This is a genomic window from Nitrosomonas sp. Nm84 (genome assembly GCF_003201565.1).
Classification (GTDB): Bacteria; Pseudomonadota; Gammaproteobacteria; order Burkholderiales; family Nitrosomonadaceae; genus Nitrosomonas.
Window position 1 is genome coordinate 1 of record NZ_QJJP01000023.1, and the last position, 18,462, is coordinate 18,462.

General features: G+C 45.5%; 18 protein-coding genes. 7 read left to right on the plus strand and 11 right to left on the minus strand.

What is annotated here, in order from left to right; genetic code table 11:
- Positions 1 to 56: 56 nt before the first annotated feature.
- Positions 57 to 1,283, minus strand: a complete 1,227-nt coding sequence (locus C8R34_RS11525) for a hypothetical protein (protein WP_110340829.1) — start codon at positions 1,281 to 1,283, stop codon at positions 57 to 59.
- The gene (locus C8R34_RS11530; RefSeq protein WP_110340925.1) at positions 1,280 to 2,275 is read right to left on the minus strand and encodes a tyrosine-type recombinase/integrase; all 996 of its coding nucleotides are present in this window, start codon (positions 2,273 to 2,275) and stop codon (positions 1,280 to 1,282) included. The genes C8R34_RS11525 and C8R34_RS11530 overlap by 4 nt, the downstream gene beginning before the upstream one ends.
- On the opposite strand from C8R34_RS11530, the gene C8R34_RS11535 reads away from it, so the two are divergent.
- The 3 genes from C8R34_RS11535 (at position 2,255) to C8R34_RS16505 (ending at position 4,139) form a co-directional block, all read left to right on the plus strand.
- Positions 2,255 to 3,469, plus strand: coding sequence for a DUF4113 domain-containing protein (locus C8R34_RS11535; RefSeq protein ID WP_110340831.1), 1,215 nt, complete (start codon positions 2,255 to 2,257; stop codon positions 3,467 to 3,469). The genes C8R34_RS11530 and C8R34_RS11535 overlap by 21 nt on opposite strands.
- Positions 3,447 to 3,815 (plus strand): hypothetical protein, encoded by a 369-nt coding sequence (locus tag C8R34_RS11540; protein ID WP_110340833.1) that lies wholly within the window; start codon positions 3,447 to 3,449, stop codon positions 3,813 to 3,815. Before C8R34_RS11535 ends, C8R34_RS11540 begins: the two co-directional genes overlap by 23 nt.
- 168 nt (positions 3,816 to 3,983) lie before the next feature.
- On the plus strand, positions 3,984 to 4,139 hold the full coding sequence (locus tag C8R34_RS16505) for a hypothetical protein (protein ID WP_165872561.1): 156 nt from the start codon (positions 3,984 to 3,986) through the stop codon (positions 4,137 to 4,139).
- 160 nt (positions 4,140 to 4,299) lie between these two features.
- On the opposite strand, the gene C8R34_RS11545 is transcribed toward C8R34_RS16505, so the two are convergent.
- From C8R34_RS11545 to C8R34_RS11575, 7 genes are all read right to left on the minus strand, one after another.
- Positions 4,300 to 5,601, minus strand: coding sequence for an MFS transporter (locus C8R34_RS11545; protein ID WP_110340835.1), 1,302 nt, complete (start codon positions 5,599 to 5,601; stop codon positions 4,300 to 4,302).
- A gap of 33 nt (positions 5,602 to 5,634) precedes the next feature.
- Positions 5,635 to 7,020 (minus strand): class II fumarate hydratase, encoded by a 1,386-nt coding sequence (fumC, locus tag C8R34_RS11550; protein ID WP_110340837.1) that lies wholly within the window; start codon positions 7,018 to 7,020, stop codon positions 5,635 to 5,637.
- 152 nt (positions 7,021 to 7,172) lie between these two features.
- A complete protein-coding gene (locus C8R34_RS11555) occupies positions 7,173 to 7,649 on the minus strand; it encodes a hypothetical protein (protein ID WP_132467096.1) in 477 nt (158 codons plus the stop codon).
- Positions 7,650 to 7,831: 182 nt separating this feature from the next.
- On the minus strand, positions 7,832 to 8,182 hold the full coding sequence (locus C8R34_RS11560) for a hypothetical protein (protein WP_110340841.1): 351 nt from the start codon (positions 8,180 to 8,182) through the stop codon (positions 7,832 to 7,834).
- A gap of 238 nt (positions 8,183 to 8,420) precedes the next feature.
- The gene (locus C8R34_RS11565) at positions 8,421 to 8,654 is read right to left on the minus strand and encodes a hypothetical protein (RefSeq protein WP_110340843.1); all 234 of its coding nucleotides are present in this window, start codon (positions 8,652 to 8,654) and stop codon (positions 8,421 to 8,423) included.
- A 96-nt stretch (positions 8,655 to 8,750) separates the two neighbouring features.
- On the minus strand, positions 8,751 to 9,941 hold the full coding sequence (locus C8R34_RS11570) for a ribonucleotide-diphosphate reductase subunit beta (protein WP_110340845.1): 1,191 nt from the start codon (positions 9,939 to 9,941) through the stop codon (positions 8,751 to 8,753).
- Positions 9,942 to 9,972: 31 nt separating this feature from the next.
- Entirely contained in the window at positions 9,973 to 12,837 is a 2,865-nt protein-coding gene (locus C8R34_RS11575; protein WP_110340847.1) for a ribonucleoside-diphosphate reductase subunit alpha, read from the minus strand.
- A gap of 556 nt (positions 12,838 to 13,393) precedes the next feature.
- On the opposite strand from C8R34_RS11575, the gene C8R34_RS11580 reads away from it, so the two are divergent.
- The 4 genes from C8R34_RS11580 to C8R34_RS11595 all read left to right on the plus strand — a co-directional run bounded on the left by C8R34_RS11580 (position 13,394) and on the right by C8R34_RS11595 (position 16,591).
- Positions 13,394 to 14,446, plus strand: coding sequence for an acyltransferase (locus C8R34_RS11580; RefSeq protein ID WP_110340850.1), 1,053 nt, complete (start codon positions 13,394 to 13,396; stop codon positions 14,444 to 14,446).
- A 118-nt stretch (positions 14,447 to 14,564) separates the two neighbouring features.
- Positions 14,565 to 15,170, plus strand: a complete 606-nt coding sequence (locus C8R34_RS11585) for a LemA family protein (protein ID WP_110340852.1) — start codon at positions 14,565 to 14,567, stop codon at positions 15,168 to 15,170.
- Between the two features lie 5 nt (positions 15,171 to 15,175).
- Entirely contained in the window at positions 15,176 to 16,087 is a 912-nt protein-coding gene (locus tag C8R34_RS11590; RefSeq protein ID WP_309146189.1) for a YgcG family protein, read from the plus strand.
- The gene (locus tag C8R34_RS11595) at positions 16,088 to 16,591 is read left to right on the plus strand and encodes a TPM domain-containing protein (protein WP_110340854.1); all 504 of its coding nucleotides are present in this window, start codon (positions 16,088 to 16,090) and stop codon (positions 16,589 to 16,591) included.
- 7 nt (positions 16,592 to 16,598) lie between these two features.
- On the opposite strand, the gene C8R34_RS11600 is transcribed toward C8R34_RS11595, so the two are convergent.
- Positions 16,599 to 17,042: a pyrimidine dimer DNA glycosylase/endonuclease V gene (locus C8R34_RS11600; protein ID WP_110340856.1), complete on the minus strand. Its 444-nt coding sequence runs from the start codon at positions 17,040 to 17,042 to the stop codon at positions 16,599 to 16,601.
- Between the two features lie 30 nt (positions 17,043 to 17,072).
- Positions 17,073 to 18,230, minus strand: coding sequence for a DNA polymerase IV (gene dinB, locus C8R34_RS11605; RefSeq protein ID WP_110340929.1), 1,158 nt, complete (start codon positions 18,228 to 18,230; stop codon positions 17,073 to 17,075).
- Positions 18,231 to 18,462 lie beyond the last annotated feature (232 nt).

Here is an 18,462-nt window from a genome sequence, read left to right on the forward strand (position 1 = left end):
CTCCGACTAAATGTCGGATATTTAACAATCCTGGGTGGAAACTTTTCAACGCCGATTTACCCAAAATCCCGGTAAGTTTTGCACGCCGATTGACAGGCCGGAGTGGCCAAAGCCCGCGACGCGTCAAATCGATGTGGTAGCCATTCCCATTCGTATAAGTCGTTGAAAAATGCCCTTAGGTTTTTGAGCAAGCATTCACGCGTTTTGGCACTCAGAGGTTTTCCAATGAGCGGCATCACTGAAGCGCGTGGTGTCGAATAATCTCCGACTGACCATCGAAGGACATGGCTTATGTAGTCAATACAGGTTTGTCGATTCCAATTTTCTGGAGCTGCAGCTTCTGGATTTATGCTGGCAAACCATCTTCCTGCGCGCAAGACAGCATATAAGATGCTCACTCTACTTGTACGCTGAAGCGGTGAAGTATTGAACCAACGCTTCGCCATGTCCGCCCAGGCAGGTGATACATCGGCAATTACTGTCTTATGTTTGATTTCCTGACAGATCGCTTTATCAACTCGACTAATCGACCACGAGATAATGCCAGCTCGACAAAGAACCTCGGACAGTAGAACCAGACCTCTTCGCGTAATTTTTGCTTTTGCATTTTGATGCAATTCTAACAATATCTCCCGCCGAACCTTATGAAGATTGCAGGTACGTGCCTTCAAAAACACACCCGCAACCGCACACTTTATGGCGACAGCATTTCCGGTTTCCGTATACCCGCAGCCGAGTAATTCTGCTACGACCGACCGATGATTGTCTCTTAATGCAATTGCTCCGAAAATTTTTGCAGCGAGACTATGCCATGAAAGGCGGCCAATCGACCAAAGATCATCAAAATCACAAAGCAAATAAGCCAATGCGATGATTTGGTGACGAGCGTTTGCCGTGCATCCATGCAAAGCGATATATGCGTAGTAATCGTTACCAATCAGCTCGTGCCACTGTTGTGAAGTGAAGCCCCAATAGGTAATTTGCCACCGATCCATAGCACGAATAAGTAAGCATACAGCCGTGTTTCGTATGGTCTGATTTCGCTTTTCGGTAGTGGTTGCTCCAAGATAATCTAGTGTTTCATAAAGAGGGTGCGTTAGACGTGAGAGTGTAGTCGCAGCTCCTCTATGCCATCCCTTTTGGCCTGTTTGAAAACGGTTCACCAATGTTGCCAGATGGTAGCGCTCAGCGGTGCTCAGCAATACGGTGCGATCATAAGACGATCTACTGTCTTTCCAAGGCCAATTTACGCTAACAAGGAAGGAGTTGGTTTTAGCCTTCATTGGAGTGATTCGCTGATATCCTCCAGCCTTAAACCATGAACTGACGAAGCAACTGCTAGTTTTGTTGCCAATTCTCGTCCTGACAGATGAATGTAGATAAGAGTAGTCGATGTATTACGGTGCCCGGCGAAAGTAGCTATTTCATGCAAGTCCCAGCCTGATCGAGCCAGATCAGTAAGGCATAAATGGCGTAGCGTGTGCGTCGAAAATCGAGGAAGTCCCGCCGCATTACCAAGCGATCTAATCACTTTCGACCACGCCCAGAAGGTAATAGGCATACCGATATTGCGTGATGATTCGGAAATGAATATGGCTCCACGCGCACTGGTTAACCGCCGCCTATATCTCAGATAATCAAGAAGCAACTGGCCAGTACTTGCCGAATAAGGAACAATGCGATCACGCTTCGCTTTTGTGGTTTCTGCGCGGATATGTAAAAGACGATGTGACGGATCAATGTCTTTTGTGTTTAACAGGCATAGCTCCTCACGCCTGAGTCCGCCATCGTAAGCGAGCGTGAGCATCAACCGATTACGCAGCGACATCCCTTGTGCTTCAGCAAGCAACCTCTGCCATTCTTCTTCATTGGGAATCCAAGGCATTTTATGTTGGATGGGGACAATCGCTCTGATATCACGGCGATTGCGGTTATTAAATTGATTGCCACGTCTTACAGGATTTGTCGTGCGCAGACCTTCCTCAATCAGATAGTCATAAAAAAGACGAACGACCGTGATACGTTGTCGGATCGTGGCATTGGCAAATAGACTGCTACTTATACCTTTGCTTTTTGAAACACGGCGATTTAGTAAGTTGCGAACGTATTGGGAAACTTGCTCTCGCGAAGCAATGTCAACGCAAGTGTTTTGATCCGAGCAAAACTGCTGATAGTCGCGAAGAGCGAAAGAATAAGCTGCAATCGTATTGGGAGCTCGACCTAAATTGGATTGTAGTGTGAGCCATGTATCTATATGCCTAGAAGAAACCTGCATTTTTCCGCTCCACTGATATGTCGAAAGCTCAATATAACTAAATCAATTCCACATAACAATGAGGCCAAAGCATTAGGGGTAAAGATGGGGCAGCCATGGTTCCAATTTAAAGACTTAGCACAAAAACATGGAATCATCGCTTATTCCTCAAATTACACCCTTTATGATGACATGAGTAAGCGAGTCATGAATGTACTCTCTACTTTCAGCCCTAATCAAAAAGTGTATTCCATTGATGAGTGTTTTCTTGATTTAACCGGATTTAGAAATCTTTTAGATTATGGACAGAATATCCGCCAAACGATCAAAAAATTTCTAGGATTACCCGTTTCTGTGGGCATTGGCTCCACTAAGACACTCTCAAAACTTGCAAACCATATTGCAAAAAAATATCCTCAACTGGATGGAGTATGTAATTTGAGCGACATGACACCATTCCAACAAGATATTTGGTTTAAAAGGATCGAAGTAGGCGAAATATGGGGAGTAGGTAGACGTCTTGCACCTAAACTAAATCAACTTGGAATCGAGACAGTTTATGATTTAAAACATGCTTCTCCAACAAGTATGCGAAGTAAATTCTCAGTAGTCATGGAGAAAATGATCAGAGAATTAAACGGTACTTCCTGCATTGAGCTGGAAGAAGTCACGCCACCTAAAAAAGAAATTGTTTGTTCGCGTTCCTTTGGTATTAAAGTTACTTCATTAACTGACCTTGAAGAAGCCGTTTCTTTATACGTGAGCCGAGCCTCAGAAAAATTAAGACGGCAACATTCATATGCTGGAGCTGTAAGTGTTTTTATAAACACAAGCCGATTTACAGAACCCAAGGATAATTATTTCAATGTCAAGCGCATACCGCTTCCAACACAAACAGCTAGCACAATCGTATTAACCAAGGCAGCAATCTGGGGCTTAAGAAAAATATATAGAAGGGGCTACAAATATCAAAAAGCTGGCGTGATGCTCTCTAATCTAGTGGATGCTCAAACACGCCAAATGGATTTGTTTGGATTGTCTCCAATCAGCAATAGAGCTCAGCTAATGGAAGTCATTGACAATATCAATGATCGTATGGGAAAAGGTACTATACGGCTTGCTTCACAAGGCATAAAGCAAAGCTGGTCAATGCGTAGGGAAAACGTAAGCCAAAACTATACTACTGACTGGGATGAATTACTTTGTATACAATAATACTACTGTAAAGAAAATATTTGATTTTCCTTTATTTGATCAGGGTAAATATTCAAAATATCACCACGTTATAACAATGATTCTTACCATCCTAATTATTATTATGTTTTCTAAACTCAATAATCTTTATTGGTTTATTCGCTACACACGAATCAAATCAGTTAGACGCAAATATTACCGCTATGTTGCAGCAGAAAAAAAACGCCTTATTGAGTCAGGTGTTGATGAAGAAGAATTGAGACTTTTATGTCGTTATCTATCAAACCTCAAAAATGAGCAAGCCGGAGACCGCTTAGAAGCTTATAGAAAAACTCTGAAAACTTGTCGCTCTTCCTCCGTAACTTAAATCTTCTATTTAACATAATACAAATTATTGGCAATCAATTATTATTAATTGCAAGCCTTGAATGACAATTTAATAAAGGATTATTGACGTATAACGTGTTATAGTTCAAATGTGACAAAGAAAGAACCAGTGAAAATATTTTTATAAATTTTAAGGATAGAGCTACAGATGAAACATTCAGTATTTATCGTTGTAATATTTTTTGCATTAACATTAGTGGCTTGTGGCAAACCTACAGCGCCGGAAAGTGCAAGTTCTGACAATTATGGCACGACACATGAAGGTAAACCGGCTGAAGGTCGTAATGAGCTTCCAGGAAAATAAAAATAGCTTATAAAAAAGCTATTGGTACGACTTATCGTTCAATGTCGTTTAATCGACTGAGAGATACCCTGTAGGATCTATTCTGTTGTTCCTACAGGCGCTTTATAAAAACAAAAAATCTTAGAGCAATACAATTCTCTTCCAGGTCAGAGAAAATCATTTAGTAACTAATTCTAGCTATTTCACGTCCTCGGCGCTCATTCACAGTGGCAAGAAGTGCGAGACCCAATATAAAAAACACCAGCGAACTAAGTAACGCGATGCGGTGATCTCCTTCAAATAGATAGACCATGCCGCCATAAGTAAGCGGTCCGATAATCGCTGATAATTTTGTAGCTAGTCCCCATAAGCCAAAGAATTCGCCTTGCCGCCCCAACGGCGTGAATTGCCCTACCAATGCCCTACCCGCTGATTGCGCGCCACCGAGTGCAATGCCGATTAAATTAGCGGCAACCCAGAATAGCGCCTCATCAGTAGCGAAATAAGCACAAATAATTGCTGCAGACCAGATCAGCAAAGTCACGGCAATACAGCGACAGGAACCGATTCGATCTTGTAGATGACCGAACAGGAAAGCGCCGATTGCCGCCGTCACATTCACTACCATGATCAAAATAATCGTATCCTGAGTTTTGAACCCCATTACTTCTTGTGCATACACCGCTGCTAACACGATGACAATATGAATACCGGAATAATAGGTGGTTAATGAGATCAAGAAGCGAAATAAATCCGTATGTTGCCTTGCATGTTGCAACGTGATTCTTAATCGCTCAAATCCTATTGATATTAAATGCGCATTTTTAATCGATTGCGAAACACCACTCCGTTCGCGCAGCCAGAGCAATGTGGGTAAAGCGGCAATGCCGAATAAGGCGGCGACAATCAATGTGCAAACCGGTACGTAGTGCGAAGCATCCAGTCCTTGGTTTTCCGCATAAGTGACATAAGCTAGACATAAAACTAAAGAAAGCAAGCCACCCAAATAGCCCAGTGACCAGCCATAGCCGGAGAGCCGCCCTATTGTTTCAGGCGTGCTGATTTCAGGTAAGAATGCCGCGATTAAATTCTCGCCGCTGGCAAACATGAAGGTTGCCAGTATGACCAAAATAACTGCCAAGATGACATCGCCGGGTCCAACGAAGCTCAATAATGCGGTAAACAGCACGCAACCCAATGTCGTCATGACCAGAAAACGTTTTTTTGCGCCGGAATAATCAGCGATAGCGCCCACCACGGGTGCACTGAATAAAACCAGAAGATTGGCGGCGGCGATTGTCAGCGTCCACAGCAATGTGGCGTGGCCATTACCACTTTCGGCGGCGACCACACCGACAAAGTAAGCGTTGAAAATGGCGGTCAGTATGACGGTGGTGTAGCCTGAATTGGCGAAATCGTACATACACCATGCAAAGCGTTCGCGACGCGTGGCTGGATCGTAATGACTGTTAATCGATGACATGTCGGGTCAGTAAGGAAAGCGGATTAAATCGCCCTACTTTCCTACCATATTTTCCGGAATAACCCAGGCTTCAAACTGCTCGGCAGTGACGTAACCGGTTGCAATCGCGGCGGCTTTTAACGTGATGCCTTCACGATGCGCTTTTTTGGCGATTTTGGCCGCTTTGTCATAGCCGATGTGCGGATTGAGTGCAGTGACCAGCATCAATGAGTTATGCATTAGCGTATTGATGCGCTCAATATCGGCTTCTATACCGATTGCGCAGTTGTTGTTAAAGCTGATCATGGCATCCGTAAGCAAGCGCACGCTCTGAAGAAAGTTATAAATGATCATCGGTTTCATGACATTCAATTCAAAATTACCCGTCGCGCCGCCCATATTGATCGCCACATCATTACCCATCACCTGACAACATACCATCGTCATGGCTTCGGCTTGTGTCGGATTGACTTTGCCCGGCATAATGGAACTACCCGGCTCATTTTCAGGGATTCTAAGCTCACCGATACCGCAACGCGGCCCGGATGCAAGCCAACGAATATCATTGGCGATTTTCATCAGTGATGCCGCCAATGTTTTCAATGCGCCGTGTGCATGCACCAGCGCATCGTTACTGGCCAGTGCTTCAAATTTGTTCGGCGCACTGACAAATGACAATGCGGTCAAGCGGGAAAGCTCGGCAGCTACTCGCTCGGCAAACTCAGGATGCGCATTGAGTCCGGTGCCCACCGCTGTGCCGCCCAGAGCCAGTTCATGCAAGTGCGACATAGATGCCTGCACGTGCTTCAGTCCATGATCCAGTTGCGCAACATAACCGGAAAACTCCTGTCCCAACGTCAGTGGCGTAGCATCCTGCAAATGAGTGCGACCAATTTTAACAATGTCGGAGAATGCGGTTACCTTAGCAGCGAGAGTTTGTCTTAATAAACGAATGGCCGGATTCAGGTGATGGTGTAATTCCTGTATTGCGGCCACGTGCATTGCGGTGGGGAAAACATCATTGGACGATTGACCTTTGTTGACATCGTCATTAGGGTGAATTTTCCGGTCTGCACCGCGCCCGCCACCCAAAATTTCCGAAGCCCGGTTCGCCAGCACCTCGTTCATATTCATGTTGGTTTGCGTGCCTGAGCCTGTTTGCCACACAACCAATGGAAATTGATCGTTATGATCGCCAGCAATCACTTCATCCGCAGCGCGAATAATCGCAGCGGTACTGGCAGCATCCAACAATCCCAAATCATGATTAACCGTAGCGGCCGCACGCTTGACCTTTGCCAACGCTTGAATCAACGCAATGGGCATGTGCTCATTGGAAATTTTGAAATTCTGCAACGAGCGCTGTGTTTGTGCGCCCCACAATGCGGCGGCGGGCACCTCGACCACGCCCATAGTGTCATGTTCTTCACGATATTGCATGGGTATTTACCTCACAAAAATGGATAAATTGGGGTACTGGTTTGTTAAGATTCCGGTTCGATATTTCATTCATTAAATATAATAACGTGCAAGCCCAGGGTTACGAAGTCAGCTTGCTGACGAAGCGTTCTTCTGAAGCAAAGAATTAGGCATTATTGTATGGCTACTGTGTAAAGAACGTAAAGAATGGCAACGAACCCTGTGATCATCAGAGTACCAACAATGAAATTGACCCAGCGCGGGAATTGACGCTGAAGTAGAACCGATATTTGTTGGGAAAACCCATGGTCACTCTTGATTCCCGCATTGACCTGATCGACGGTTACGGGATAAAGATACAAGTATGAAACTGTAATTTGTTCGCCGGGAACTAGCGTAGGAATTACAATATCTTTGGTTCCGTCTGGAAGTGTCTCAACTGAGTGCATAACTGCTGGCCAAATATTAAAGTCAGGTAAAGTGTTATGGTGAATCCTGATACCGATCGCACTTTTACGGCCGATGTTTCTCAATACAACGGAATGTGTATTTATCCCCACCGGCTGCCCACCGGGCGGTGAATATCGAAAAGCCGACACATGACTGAAGTACGAAATGAGTGCTGGGCGACTTTCAAATTTCCGATTCACCCATACTCCAAGAAATAGAGTGATTACCGGGGCAGCGATAGTTGCAACTGCATTCCAATCAACGGCCATCATATTCTTTTGTGAAGATAATCAACGTTTGAAGTAAGGATCACCGTTAGATGCTCCGCTTGAATGATGGGTTAGGTTTTCTGACGTTATGAAGACCGTGATGGATGAGCCAGTTAGTCAAGGTGCTCACCTGTGCCGCTTGGTAGTACAACGGGGAGTGAGAACTTTATTCGACTTACAACCGTATGTTCCGAACCCTTATCGTTCTTTTTGCCAAGGGAGACAGATCCGAGAAAAACCCCTATACCTTCGCTTGAGCCAGATTTTTGAATTGAAGTTAGACCAACATCAAATTCGACGTATTGCGGCTTTCCACTGTTGTAGTAATTGATTTGACCAGCCTCCTTGAATTGAACCCTTTTAGGGTTAATTTCGGCACCATATTGGCTAATTTCTACTTGCGCTTCTATGACACCATCGACAATTTGAGTGATGGTCTCTTTGATGAAATCTTTCAGTTCCATGCTTACTCCAGCGGCATTTTTTGATTCGAAACCTAACGTTTAAATTGAGGGACGCCCTTGTCATGGGGCGAAGTCGTAAACAAAGTGAACGGTCTCCCTCTATATTGCGTTCTCTGATATTGAGTGCGGTTTAATATTCAATTCACTGTTCAAAACGGATAACAAACAATCAATTCGAGACATCCTGCTTTTCCTTCGGAGCGGAATGTTAGAAACAGATAGCAGATGTTTCCACAACCTACCAACGCTCTTCAACGATGACATTTCCTGTGTTGTCCCTTTGGATAACGTGCTGCGATCTTTTCAGACCATTGATTGAAGTGCGGTTGGTGTGTTCAACAGAACCGACTCCAGTCCCAGATTCATTGACGATTGCGTAGAAGTCAATGTCAGTTTCCGCAAGAGAGCCTTTATTACGATGGTCTGTCAATTTCAGAATTTCACCAGGATTCAAGCGGAGCTTTGTTTCCATAATTATCCTCTCAGAGTAGTGGTTTCTAACGTAATATCCACGGCAAAAAATGTCGCATAAACTGAATCGGCATCGGCGGCAATTATTCAGCAACCCTCAATCCCAACTCAACGCCCCCCCTGTTTGATACTCCGTCACCCGCGTCTCAAAGAAATTCTTTTCTTTCTTGAGATCGATCATTTCAGACATCCACGGGAATGGATTATTGGCGTTCGGGTAAAGGATATCCAGACCGATTTGCTGGCAGCGGCGATTCGCGATATAGCGTAAATATTCCTTGAACATCGGCGCATTCATGCCCAATACGCCGCGTGGCATGGTGTCTTCGGCGTAGCGGTATTCCAGCGCAACGGCTTTCTGCATCAGTTCATTGGCCTCATCGCGGAATGCTTTGGTCCATAAATGCGGATTTTCCATCTTGATCTGGTTGATCACATCGATACCGAAGTTACAGTGCATCGATTCATCGCGCAGAATATATTGATATTGCTCGGCCGCGCCGGTCATCTTGTTTTGTCTGCCGAGTGCAAGAATCTGCGTAAAGCCCACATAAAAGAACAGTCCTTCCATGATACAGGCAAAAACAATCAGGCTCTTGAGTAATTGCTGGTCGGTTTCTTGCGTACCGGTTTTGAAGTGCGGGTCCGTCAAGGTATCAATAAATGGAATCAGAAATTCATCCTTGTCGCGGATGGAAGACACTTCATGATACGCATTGAATATTTCACCTTCATCCAGCCCCAGTGATTCCACAATATATTGATAGGCATGGGTGTGAATGGCTTCCTCAAATGCCTGGCGCAGCAAATACTGACGGCATTCCGGATTGGTAATATGGCGATACGTACCCAGAACGATATTATTGGCAGCCAATGAATCCGCCGTCACAAAGAAACCCAGATTGCGCTTGACCAGACGACGCTCATCCTCGGTCAGGCCATTGGGATCTTTCCATAAGGAAATATCGCGGCTCATGCTGATTTCCTGCGGCATCCAGTGATTGGCGCAGGCGCCCAGATACTTATCCCAGGCCCATTTGTACTTGAACGGCACCAGTTGATTGACATCCGCATTGCAATTGATGATTTGTTTGTCTTCGACCGAGATACGGCGGTTGGCGCTGCCGGCCACGTCTTCCGCAGTTGTCTGGCGGCTGCCGGTGCTGTGATCCCGGTCATCCTGCGCTGGCGTTTGCAGCGGCAATTCAAAATCGTGCAGCGCAGTGCGCGGCATTACGTTAACTGGCGGCACTTCCGGTTTCATCGGTTCGTCTTCAAATGTCAGCATCGTAAACTCCTTTTATTATGATCTTGGGGGATTATTGGCAAGACTCGCAACTTTCGTCATCAATTGCGCAGTACTTGATTTCAACCGTAGAAACTTCCACAGCAGCTTTCACCATACCGCTATCGGATGGCACGGCATTCAATGAGCCTGCACGCACGGTCGATTTTTCAGCCGCTGTCGCACCCATCGAACGCAAATAATAGGTCGTTTTTAGACCACGAATCCAAGCCAGTTTGTAGGTATCATCCAATTTCTTGCCGGAAACCCCCGCCATATAAATATTCAGCGATTGCGATTGATCGATCCACTTTTGCCGCCGCGCACCGGCTTCGATCAGCCACAATGGATCCATTTCAAATGCAGTGGCGTACAAGGTGCGGACATTTTCCGGTATGCGATCTATCTTACTGATGGCGCCGTCGAAATATTTCAGGTCCGCGATCATGACCTCATCCCACAGGTTGAGCTTCTTCAGGTCGCTGACCAGGGATTTATTGGCAATCGTGAACTCACCCGACAAATTGGATTTCACATACAGATTCTGATAAGTCGGCTCAATGCTGGCCGACACGCCGACGATGTTGGATATCGTTGCGGTCGGTGCAATCGCCAGACAGTTTGAATTGCGCATGCCATGTTCGTTAATGCGCTGACGCAACGCATCCCAATCCAGTGTCGTGGATAAATCCGCTTCGACATAGCCACCCCGTTCTTTGCGCAATACTTCCAGGGTGTCATGCGGCAGGATGCCGCGATCCCACAAACTGCCTTTATAAGAACTATAGCGGCCGCGTTCTTCGGCCAGTTCGGTCGACGCCCAATAGGCCTGATAAGCCACTGCTTCCATCGAGCGATCGGCAAACTCGACTGTCTCGTTGGAGCTATACGGAATGCCCAATTGATGCAAACAATCCTGGAATCCCATAATGCCCAACCCAACCGGGCGGTGCTTGAGATTGGCGTTTCTGGCTTTTGCTACCGCATAGAAATTGATGTCGACGACATTATCCAGCATGCGCATGGCAATCCGAATCGTGCGTTTCAGTTTATCCATATCCAGCGCGCCGTTTTTCAGATGCGCCACCAGATTCACCGACCCCAGATTACACACCGCAATTTCCTTGTCATTGGTATTCAAGGTGATTTCCGTGCATAAATTGGAACTATGAACCACGCCGACATGATTCTGCGGCGAGCGCACATTGCATGGATCCTTAAAGGTGATCCAGGGATGGCCTGTCTCGAACAGCATGCTCAACATCTTGCGCCACAATTGCACTGCCGGAATTTTTTTGTACAATTCCAGCTCACCGCGCTCGATTTTGGCTTCATAAGCCAGATAGGCTTGTTCAAACTGTTGACCGAATTTTTCATGCAAATCCGGCGTATCCGAAGGCGAGAACAATGTCCAGTCGCCACCCTCCATGACCCGCTTCATAAACAAATCGGGAATCCACGTGGCGGTATTCATATCGTGCGTACGGCGACGATCGTCACCGGTGTTTTTGCGCAATTCCAGGAATTCCTCGATATCCAGGTGCCAGCATTCCAGATAGGCACATACCGCGCCTTTGCGTTTGCCGCCTTGATTGACGGCCACAGCGGTATCGGATACTACTTTCAGAAACGGCACCACGCCTTGTGATTTGCCGTTGGTGCCCTTGATACGTGCACCCAAGGCACGCACCGAAGTCCAATCATTGCCCAATCCACCGGCGTATTTGGCCAGTAACGCATTTTCCTTAATGGCTTCGTAAATGCCATCGAGATCATCCGGCACTGTCGTCAGGTAGCACGATGACAATTGCGAGCGGCAAGTACCGGAATTGAATAAAGTCGGCGTTGAGCTCATGAAATCAAAGCTGGATAGCACGTGATAAAACTCAATGGCGCGTGTTTCCCGGTCAATTTCATTCAATGCCAAGCCCATGGCCACACGCATAAAAAAGGCTTGTGGCAATTCAATACGCTTTTCTTTGATATGCAGAAAATAACGATCATAGAGCGTTTGCAACCCCAGATAATCAAATTGCAGATCCCGTTCGGCATTCAGTGCTTCCGCCAAACGCGCCAAATCGAACTGCGACAAGCGCTCGTCCAGAAGCTCGGCTTCGATGCCACGTTTAATGAAAACCGGAAAATAATCGATATAGTGCGCTTGCATCGTTTGTTGAGAAACTTCCTCGCCGAGCACTTCATAGCGCATGTTGTTCAGCAACAATCGTGCAGTGACATAACTATATGCAGGGTCTTTTTCGATCAAAACGCGCGCGGACAGAATCACGGATTTCCTGACTTCATCGAGCGATACGCCGTCATACAAATCCTTTAATGTGGCCTTTAAAATCAAGGAAGCATCGACTGCGTTTTCCAATCCACTGCATGAAGACTCAATCAGCGCAGATAACTTGACCAAATCCAACGGGATTCTTTGCCCGTTATCCACAACATATAGTGTCTCCGCTGCTATCTCGGTGGCAGATTTTTGTTTGAGCTTGGCTCTTTCACGCGCACGGTCTTCACGATACAACACGTAAGCACGCGCCACATCGTGTTCACCGGAGCGCATTAAGGCGAGCTCGACTTGGTCTTGAATATCTTCAATATGGAAAGTGCCGCTATCCGGCTGGCGACGCAGCAATGCATTCGCCACATCATTCGTTAAACTTGCAACCACCTCACGCACCCTGACAGATGCCGCGCCTTGACCGCCATCCACCGCGATAAAAGCCTTGGTCATAGCGACAGATATCTTGCCGGGTTCGAACGCGACGACTGCACCGTTACGACGTATGACTTTATATTGAGAAAAACGCGAATTTTGTGACCCAGTATCTAAAAAACTTTGATTTCCAGGAATAGGTTTGAGGTTAGTATGTTCCGTAGCGAGTTGCATCGATGTTCTCCCCTAACTGATTATTCAAGATAGAGAATATAAATTTCCGCTGATTCAATGAAATATTATTTCTCTGTATAACCACAACATATAGTGTGATAACAAAATTGTTGTCGCACTAATAGTAGTGAAAGTATCGCACAATGCGAATGGTTGGTAAACAAAATTGGTCAATAAAATTTGTTTTTTGTTGGCTTCGGTGTGGTTAATTTGCTTAATCAAGTCGTACTGCCTTGATTGATCTACTGTTCAGGTATCATTGTAAAAATTGAATGAATCGCCCTATATGGAACAATTGATTTTTTATGGTAGGAAATTACTGACTCTGGTATTTATCAGCACACTGATGCTGAGTGGTTGTGGCTACAATACGCCCTAGTCAGCGGATTAAAGCAGGCTGGGCGGCAAAAAATTAACTAGATAATAAAAGATACCTTGACTTAACATTTTTCATTAGGCCCCGGAGCCATGATATCCGCCAGAATGATTCAATATGCCATTCTATCGATAACAACATAATTTCTTATAACCCATCATTTAGACTCAGGAAAGTCAAGTGCACACATATATTGGTATTGAATTTGCGCGTGGTATAGCCGCATTCATGGTACTTACATCTCATTATGCTTATTTCCTTACTGAAGAAAGAACCGTATTGAATTTCTTATGGACAGGCGTTGATCTGTTTTTCGTAATCAGTGGTTTTGTTTTTGCAAAACTGATTTTCTCTTCACAGATTAATGTCGGTGCATTTTTTATAAAAAGATTCTTTAGGATTTATCCCCTCTATTTCGTTTCTTTAGTCATTTATCTTCTCCTGAGTGGCGATAATGCAGAGAAAGTAAATTATTTTATTAACCATATATTCTTTTTGCATACAACGAATTCAAGAGAAGAAGCCTTCTTTTTTAATGCTGCATTCTGGAGTTTACCGGTTGAAATGGAATTTTATATATTCATTCCTATACTGATATTCTTCCTTAAAAAGTACCAAAAACTTCTCTTTGGCATACTGATATTTTCAATGTTTCTGAAATTATTTTTGTACAGTCATTCAGCTCATCCCGCTATCAATACTTATGACATACTGAGTGTTCATTTAATAGGTCTCTTGCCCGAATTTTTAATAGGCGTATATCTCCACCAGCTTGTTGTCTTTAGTAAAAACCATAGCAAAAGTACCCTCATGAAATGGAATTTCATCAGTACCTGCCTTGGAATTGCATTAATCTCAATGCTAGCGATATATTTTATAAAGAATGGTGATGATGGGCTAAGAGCCAATATTTTAATTGGAGGATGGTATAATTTTGCATGCGCGCTTAGTTATGCATTCCTGTTATTTCCACTTTCCTCTATCGATCGATGGAAGTCATCAGAAAATTTTCATAATATCTTTATCTTTATTGGATCAATTAGCTATCCTGTTTATCTCGTGCATAACGCAGCGCCAAGATTATTTCAGGAAATCGGCGTCGATATGGGTGGTGTTGGTCTTTTTATAGCTTGCACTACACTGACCATCATTGCTTCAATTTTCTTGCATCACTACATTGAAGAACCATTCAGAGTGTATGGCAGAAATTTGTCCGATAAATGGAGAGGCTAGTCTTATTTTGTTTAATCAAGTCGTACTGCCTTGATTGATCTGTTCTTCAGGTATCATTGTAAAAATTGAATGAATCGCCATATATTGGACAATTGATTTTTTATGGGAGACATACTATATGCACAAAGGATTACTGACTCTGGCATTCATCAGCACACTGATTCTGAGTGGCTGCGGCTACAATACGCTCCAATCAACGGATGAACAGATTAAAGCAAGCTGGGCGGAAGTGTTGAATCAATATAAGCGCCGCGCTGATCTGGTTCCCAATTTGGTTAATGTGGTCAAGGGATTTGCCGCTCAGGAAAAAGATGTGTTATTAGGTGTCACCAATGCACGTTCCAGAGTCGGCGGCATTCAAGTCACACCGGAACTCATTAACGATCCGGATGCATTTGCCAAGTTTCAGAATGCACAAGGAGAATTGTCGGGCGCGCTTTCACGTTTGCTGGTGGTGGCAGAAAATTATCCGGAACTGAAATCGGATGCCAATTTCCGCGATTTGCAGGTGCAACTGGAGGGCACCGAGAACCGCATTACGGTAGCCCGCAACCGGTATATCAAAGCAGTGCAGGAATACAATATCGTAGTGCGTTCTTTTCCCAGCAATCTCACGGCCATGGCATTCGGTTTTCAGACAAAACCCAGTTTCACTGTTGACAATGAGCAGGAAATTTCCGCGGCACCCAAGGTTGATTTTAACCTTCAAGCGCCCGCCAGGTAGTACCAGTGCTTTACACGCCGACAACTGATAACACGATGATATCCAGCGGAATGATACCGATTGGGATAAGAATTCTGGCGTTAGTCACTCTACTGTTCACTGCGGTATGTTCCCAAGCCGAAGTAGCGATTCCACCGCTTAAATCTCGCGTCACCGACCTGACTGCAACACTTTCCACACATGAAGTCGCGCTTCTGGAGCAAAAATTAGCGGCATTTGAAAAGACAAAAGGTAGCCAGATTGCGGTGTTGATCGTACCTACGACACAACCTGAAGCAATTGAACAATATTCAATACGCGCTGTTGAAGCTTGGAAAATAGGACGTAAAAAAATTGATGACGGTGCCTTGCTGCTTATTGCCAAAAATGACCGCGCATTGCGCATAGAAGTTGGTTATGGCTTGGAAGGCGCATTACCTGACGCCATGGCAAAACGCATTATCGAAGAAATCATCGTACCGCAATTTAAAGCAGGAAACTTTGCGGACGGTATTAATGCAGGCATTGATGCCATGCTCAGTTTGATTGCGGGAGAATCATTGCCGCCACCAACCAGGCACAGCGCTGCTTCCCCCGATTTCAGCAGCGCACTCGATCACTTCATTCCCATTCTAATAGCACTCATCGTACTAGGAAGGTTGTTGCAAACATTGCTCGGGCGCCTTGCCGGAGCCACTGTGACAAGTATCGGTATAGGGTTGATCGGCTGGTTCATGCTTTCTTCTATCGTTGCTGCACTACTGGTAGCTGTTTTTGCATTTCTTTTCAGCCTTTTTCAACAGACGGACGGCGGTTTTTATAGGAATGGACGTGGCAATTATTATCGCGGCGGCAATAGTGGAAACGGCGGTTTCGGGGGTGGATTCGGCGGTGGTGGTGGCGGATTTGGCGGCGGTGGCGCGTCGGGGAGATGGTAAATGAATTTGACCCGCATCCTACGACATCTGTCGACCGGTCAATTGGCAGTACGCCGAAAATTCCCCGCCGCTTCCCTGGCAGCTATCGAACACGCTATTCAGCAATCGGAAATGCAGCACGGCGGAGAAATTTGTTTTGCGGTTGAGGCCGCACTCAGTACCACCGCATTGCTCAAGAATCAAACCGCTCGTGCACGTGCGGTAGAAGTATTTTCCCAGCTGCGCATCTGGGATACCGAGCACAACAATGGCGTATTGATTTATTTGTTGCTTGCCGATCGTGATGTGGAAATCATCGTGGATCGCGGCATTCATGCCAAAGTAGCTGGTCATGAATGGGAAGCGATTTGCCGCGCGATGGAAACGACATTCCGGCAACAGCAATTTGAAACAGGCGTCATTGCAGGCATTCATACCATCAGTCGTCATTTACAAAAACACTTTCCGCCTCGTCAGGGCAATGAAAAAAATGAGCTTTCTGATAAACCGGTGATTATTCAGTGATTCAGGATCATAGATGCAAGGCTGTGACTATTTCCCAGGTTTCCCTAGCACCGTCCACTTGATTAAATAGGGGATGAAGCTTGATTTCAGTGATTGTACATAGCCGTGTGTATCTTTCCGGATCCCGTCTCTTGAGTTTTTCCAATAAATGATTGAATTCATACGCTACCTGGCCCGTGGTCACAGGAATTAATCCACGCAACTCCTCATGGATGATTTTATTTCTATCGAAATGATAGCCCCGTTGATCCGCTTCATCGGCAACACCGCGTAAATAATCGGCAATCGCCCCTGCAGGATTTTCAACAGCCTTAAATCGTATTAATTGCGGATGGTTTTTATATCCCTTGGTTTTGCCAAGTAGCACATTTTGCGCTAACAGCCCTTCCCGCCACAGCGCAACCAATCCTTTTGCATCCAGATAGCTTGGGTGTATAGACCAGAGTCTCATGATTATTCCATATAATAATATTTAAAAATATCAACTTATGAGCGGCAATTCTCTTTGAGGAGAGACTGCGGCATCCTGCATCGAATGGATCGGAGACAGTGCGCTGGCTTTTACCCCAAGCAGTCGAAGTTTTTTTCTGAGCGATACCCGCCGCAGGCATTCTCCCGCTGCGCGGCGTATTACCGCAGGGTCAGCGGTATGTGTGGTTAATGTAAAATCGCGCGTGACTGTGTGGAAATCCTCAAATCGTAATTTGATGCTGATGGTACGGCCGACATACCCTTTATGCGTCAGATCCTCCGCCACTTGTGTACAGAGCGTTGTGAATGCTTCTGATAGCATCAGGCGATCCTGGCGAGGATGCAGGTCGCGTTCAAAAGTAGTTTCCCGGCTGATGGACTTCGGTTTGGCGTCCGTGATTACCGGGCGTTGATCGATGCCACGGGAAACTTCGTATAACCAAGCCGAATAACTGCGGCCAAAGTGGATTTGTAGGAAACTCAAATCAGCTTGCGCCAATTCGGCGATGGTTGTGATACCGAGCAACGCGAGTTTCTGGGCGGCTTTGGGGCCGATACCGTTGATTTTACGTACCGATAATGGCCAGATTCGACCGGGAATATCAGACATTTCCAGCACGGTGAGTCCATCGGGTTTTTCTAAATCCGAACAGATCTTAGAGAGCAATTTATTAGGTGCGATACCGATTGAACACGATAGCCCGGTAGCATCTTTGACCGCTTGTTTAATACGCCTTGCAAGCGCCAAAGTATCCTCGGGAAGATGACTCAAATCAATGTAGATTTCATCGATTCCGGAGTCCTCGATGTGTGAGGCAATGCCGGCAACTGCCGCTTTAAACAGACGCGAATAATGGCGATAACTATCAAAATCAACCGGCAAAAGAATCGCATCCGGTGCGAGTTGCGCTGCTTTCATAACGCCCATCGCAGAGAAAACACCCGCTGCGCGCGCTTCATAAGTGGCGGTTGTAATCACACCACGACCACTATATTCGCGCAGCCTGAAAAAATGTTTACTGCCATTTGCCTGCAGCGTGGGGGTGTGCTCCGGACGTCCGCCGATTACCACGGGTAAACCGCGTAACTCCGGATAACGTAGCAGCTCAACCGATGCATAGAAGGCATCCATATCCAGGTGAGCAATGCGGCGTTGTGAAGCATTCATCATGTATTTATCCATTTAGAGGAAAATCACATATCCATATGGATAAATGCCAATTACACCATAAAATTTACATAGCTGTTCTACTTCTACAAACGACGCATTGCGCAGCTACTCAGTGTTGCTCTGCAACATCATTTCATAGTGTTGATGATTATTTGCTGATCAGACATCGCAATAGTATTGGTTAATAAAAAGGAAACAAGCTATGATTTACCTATTTTAATTAAACCAA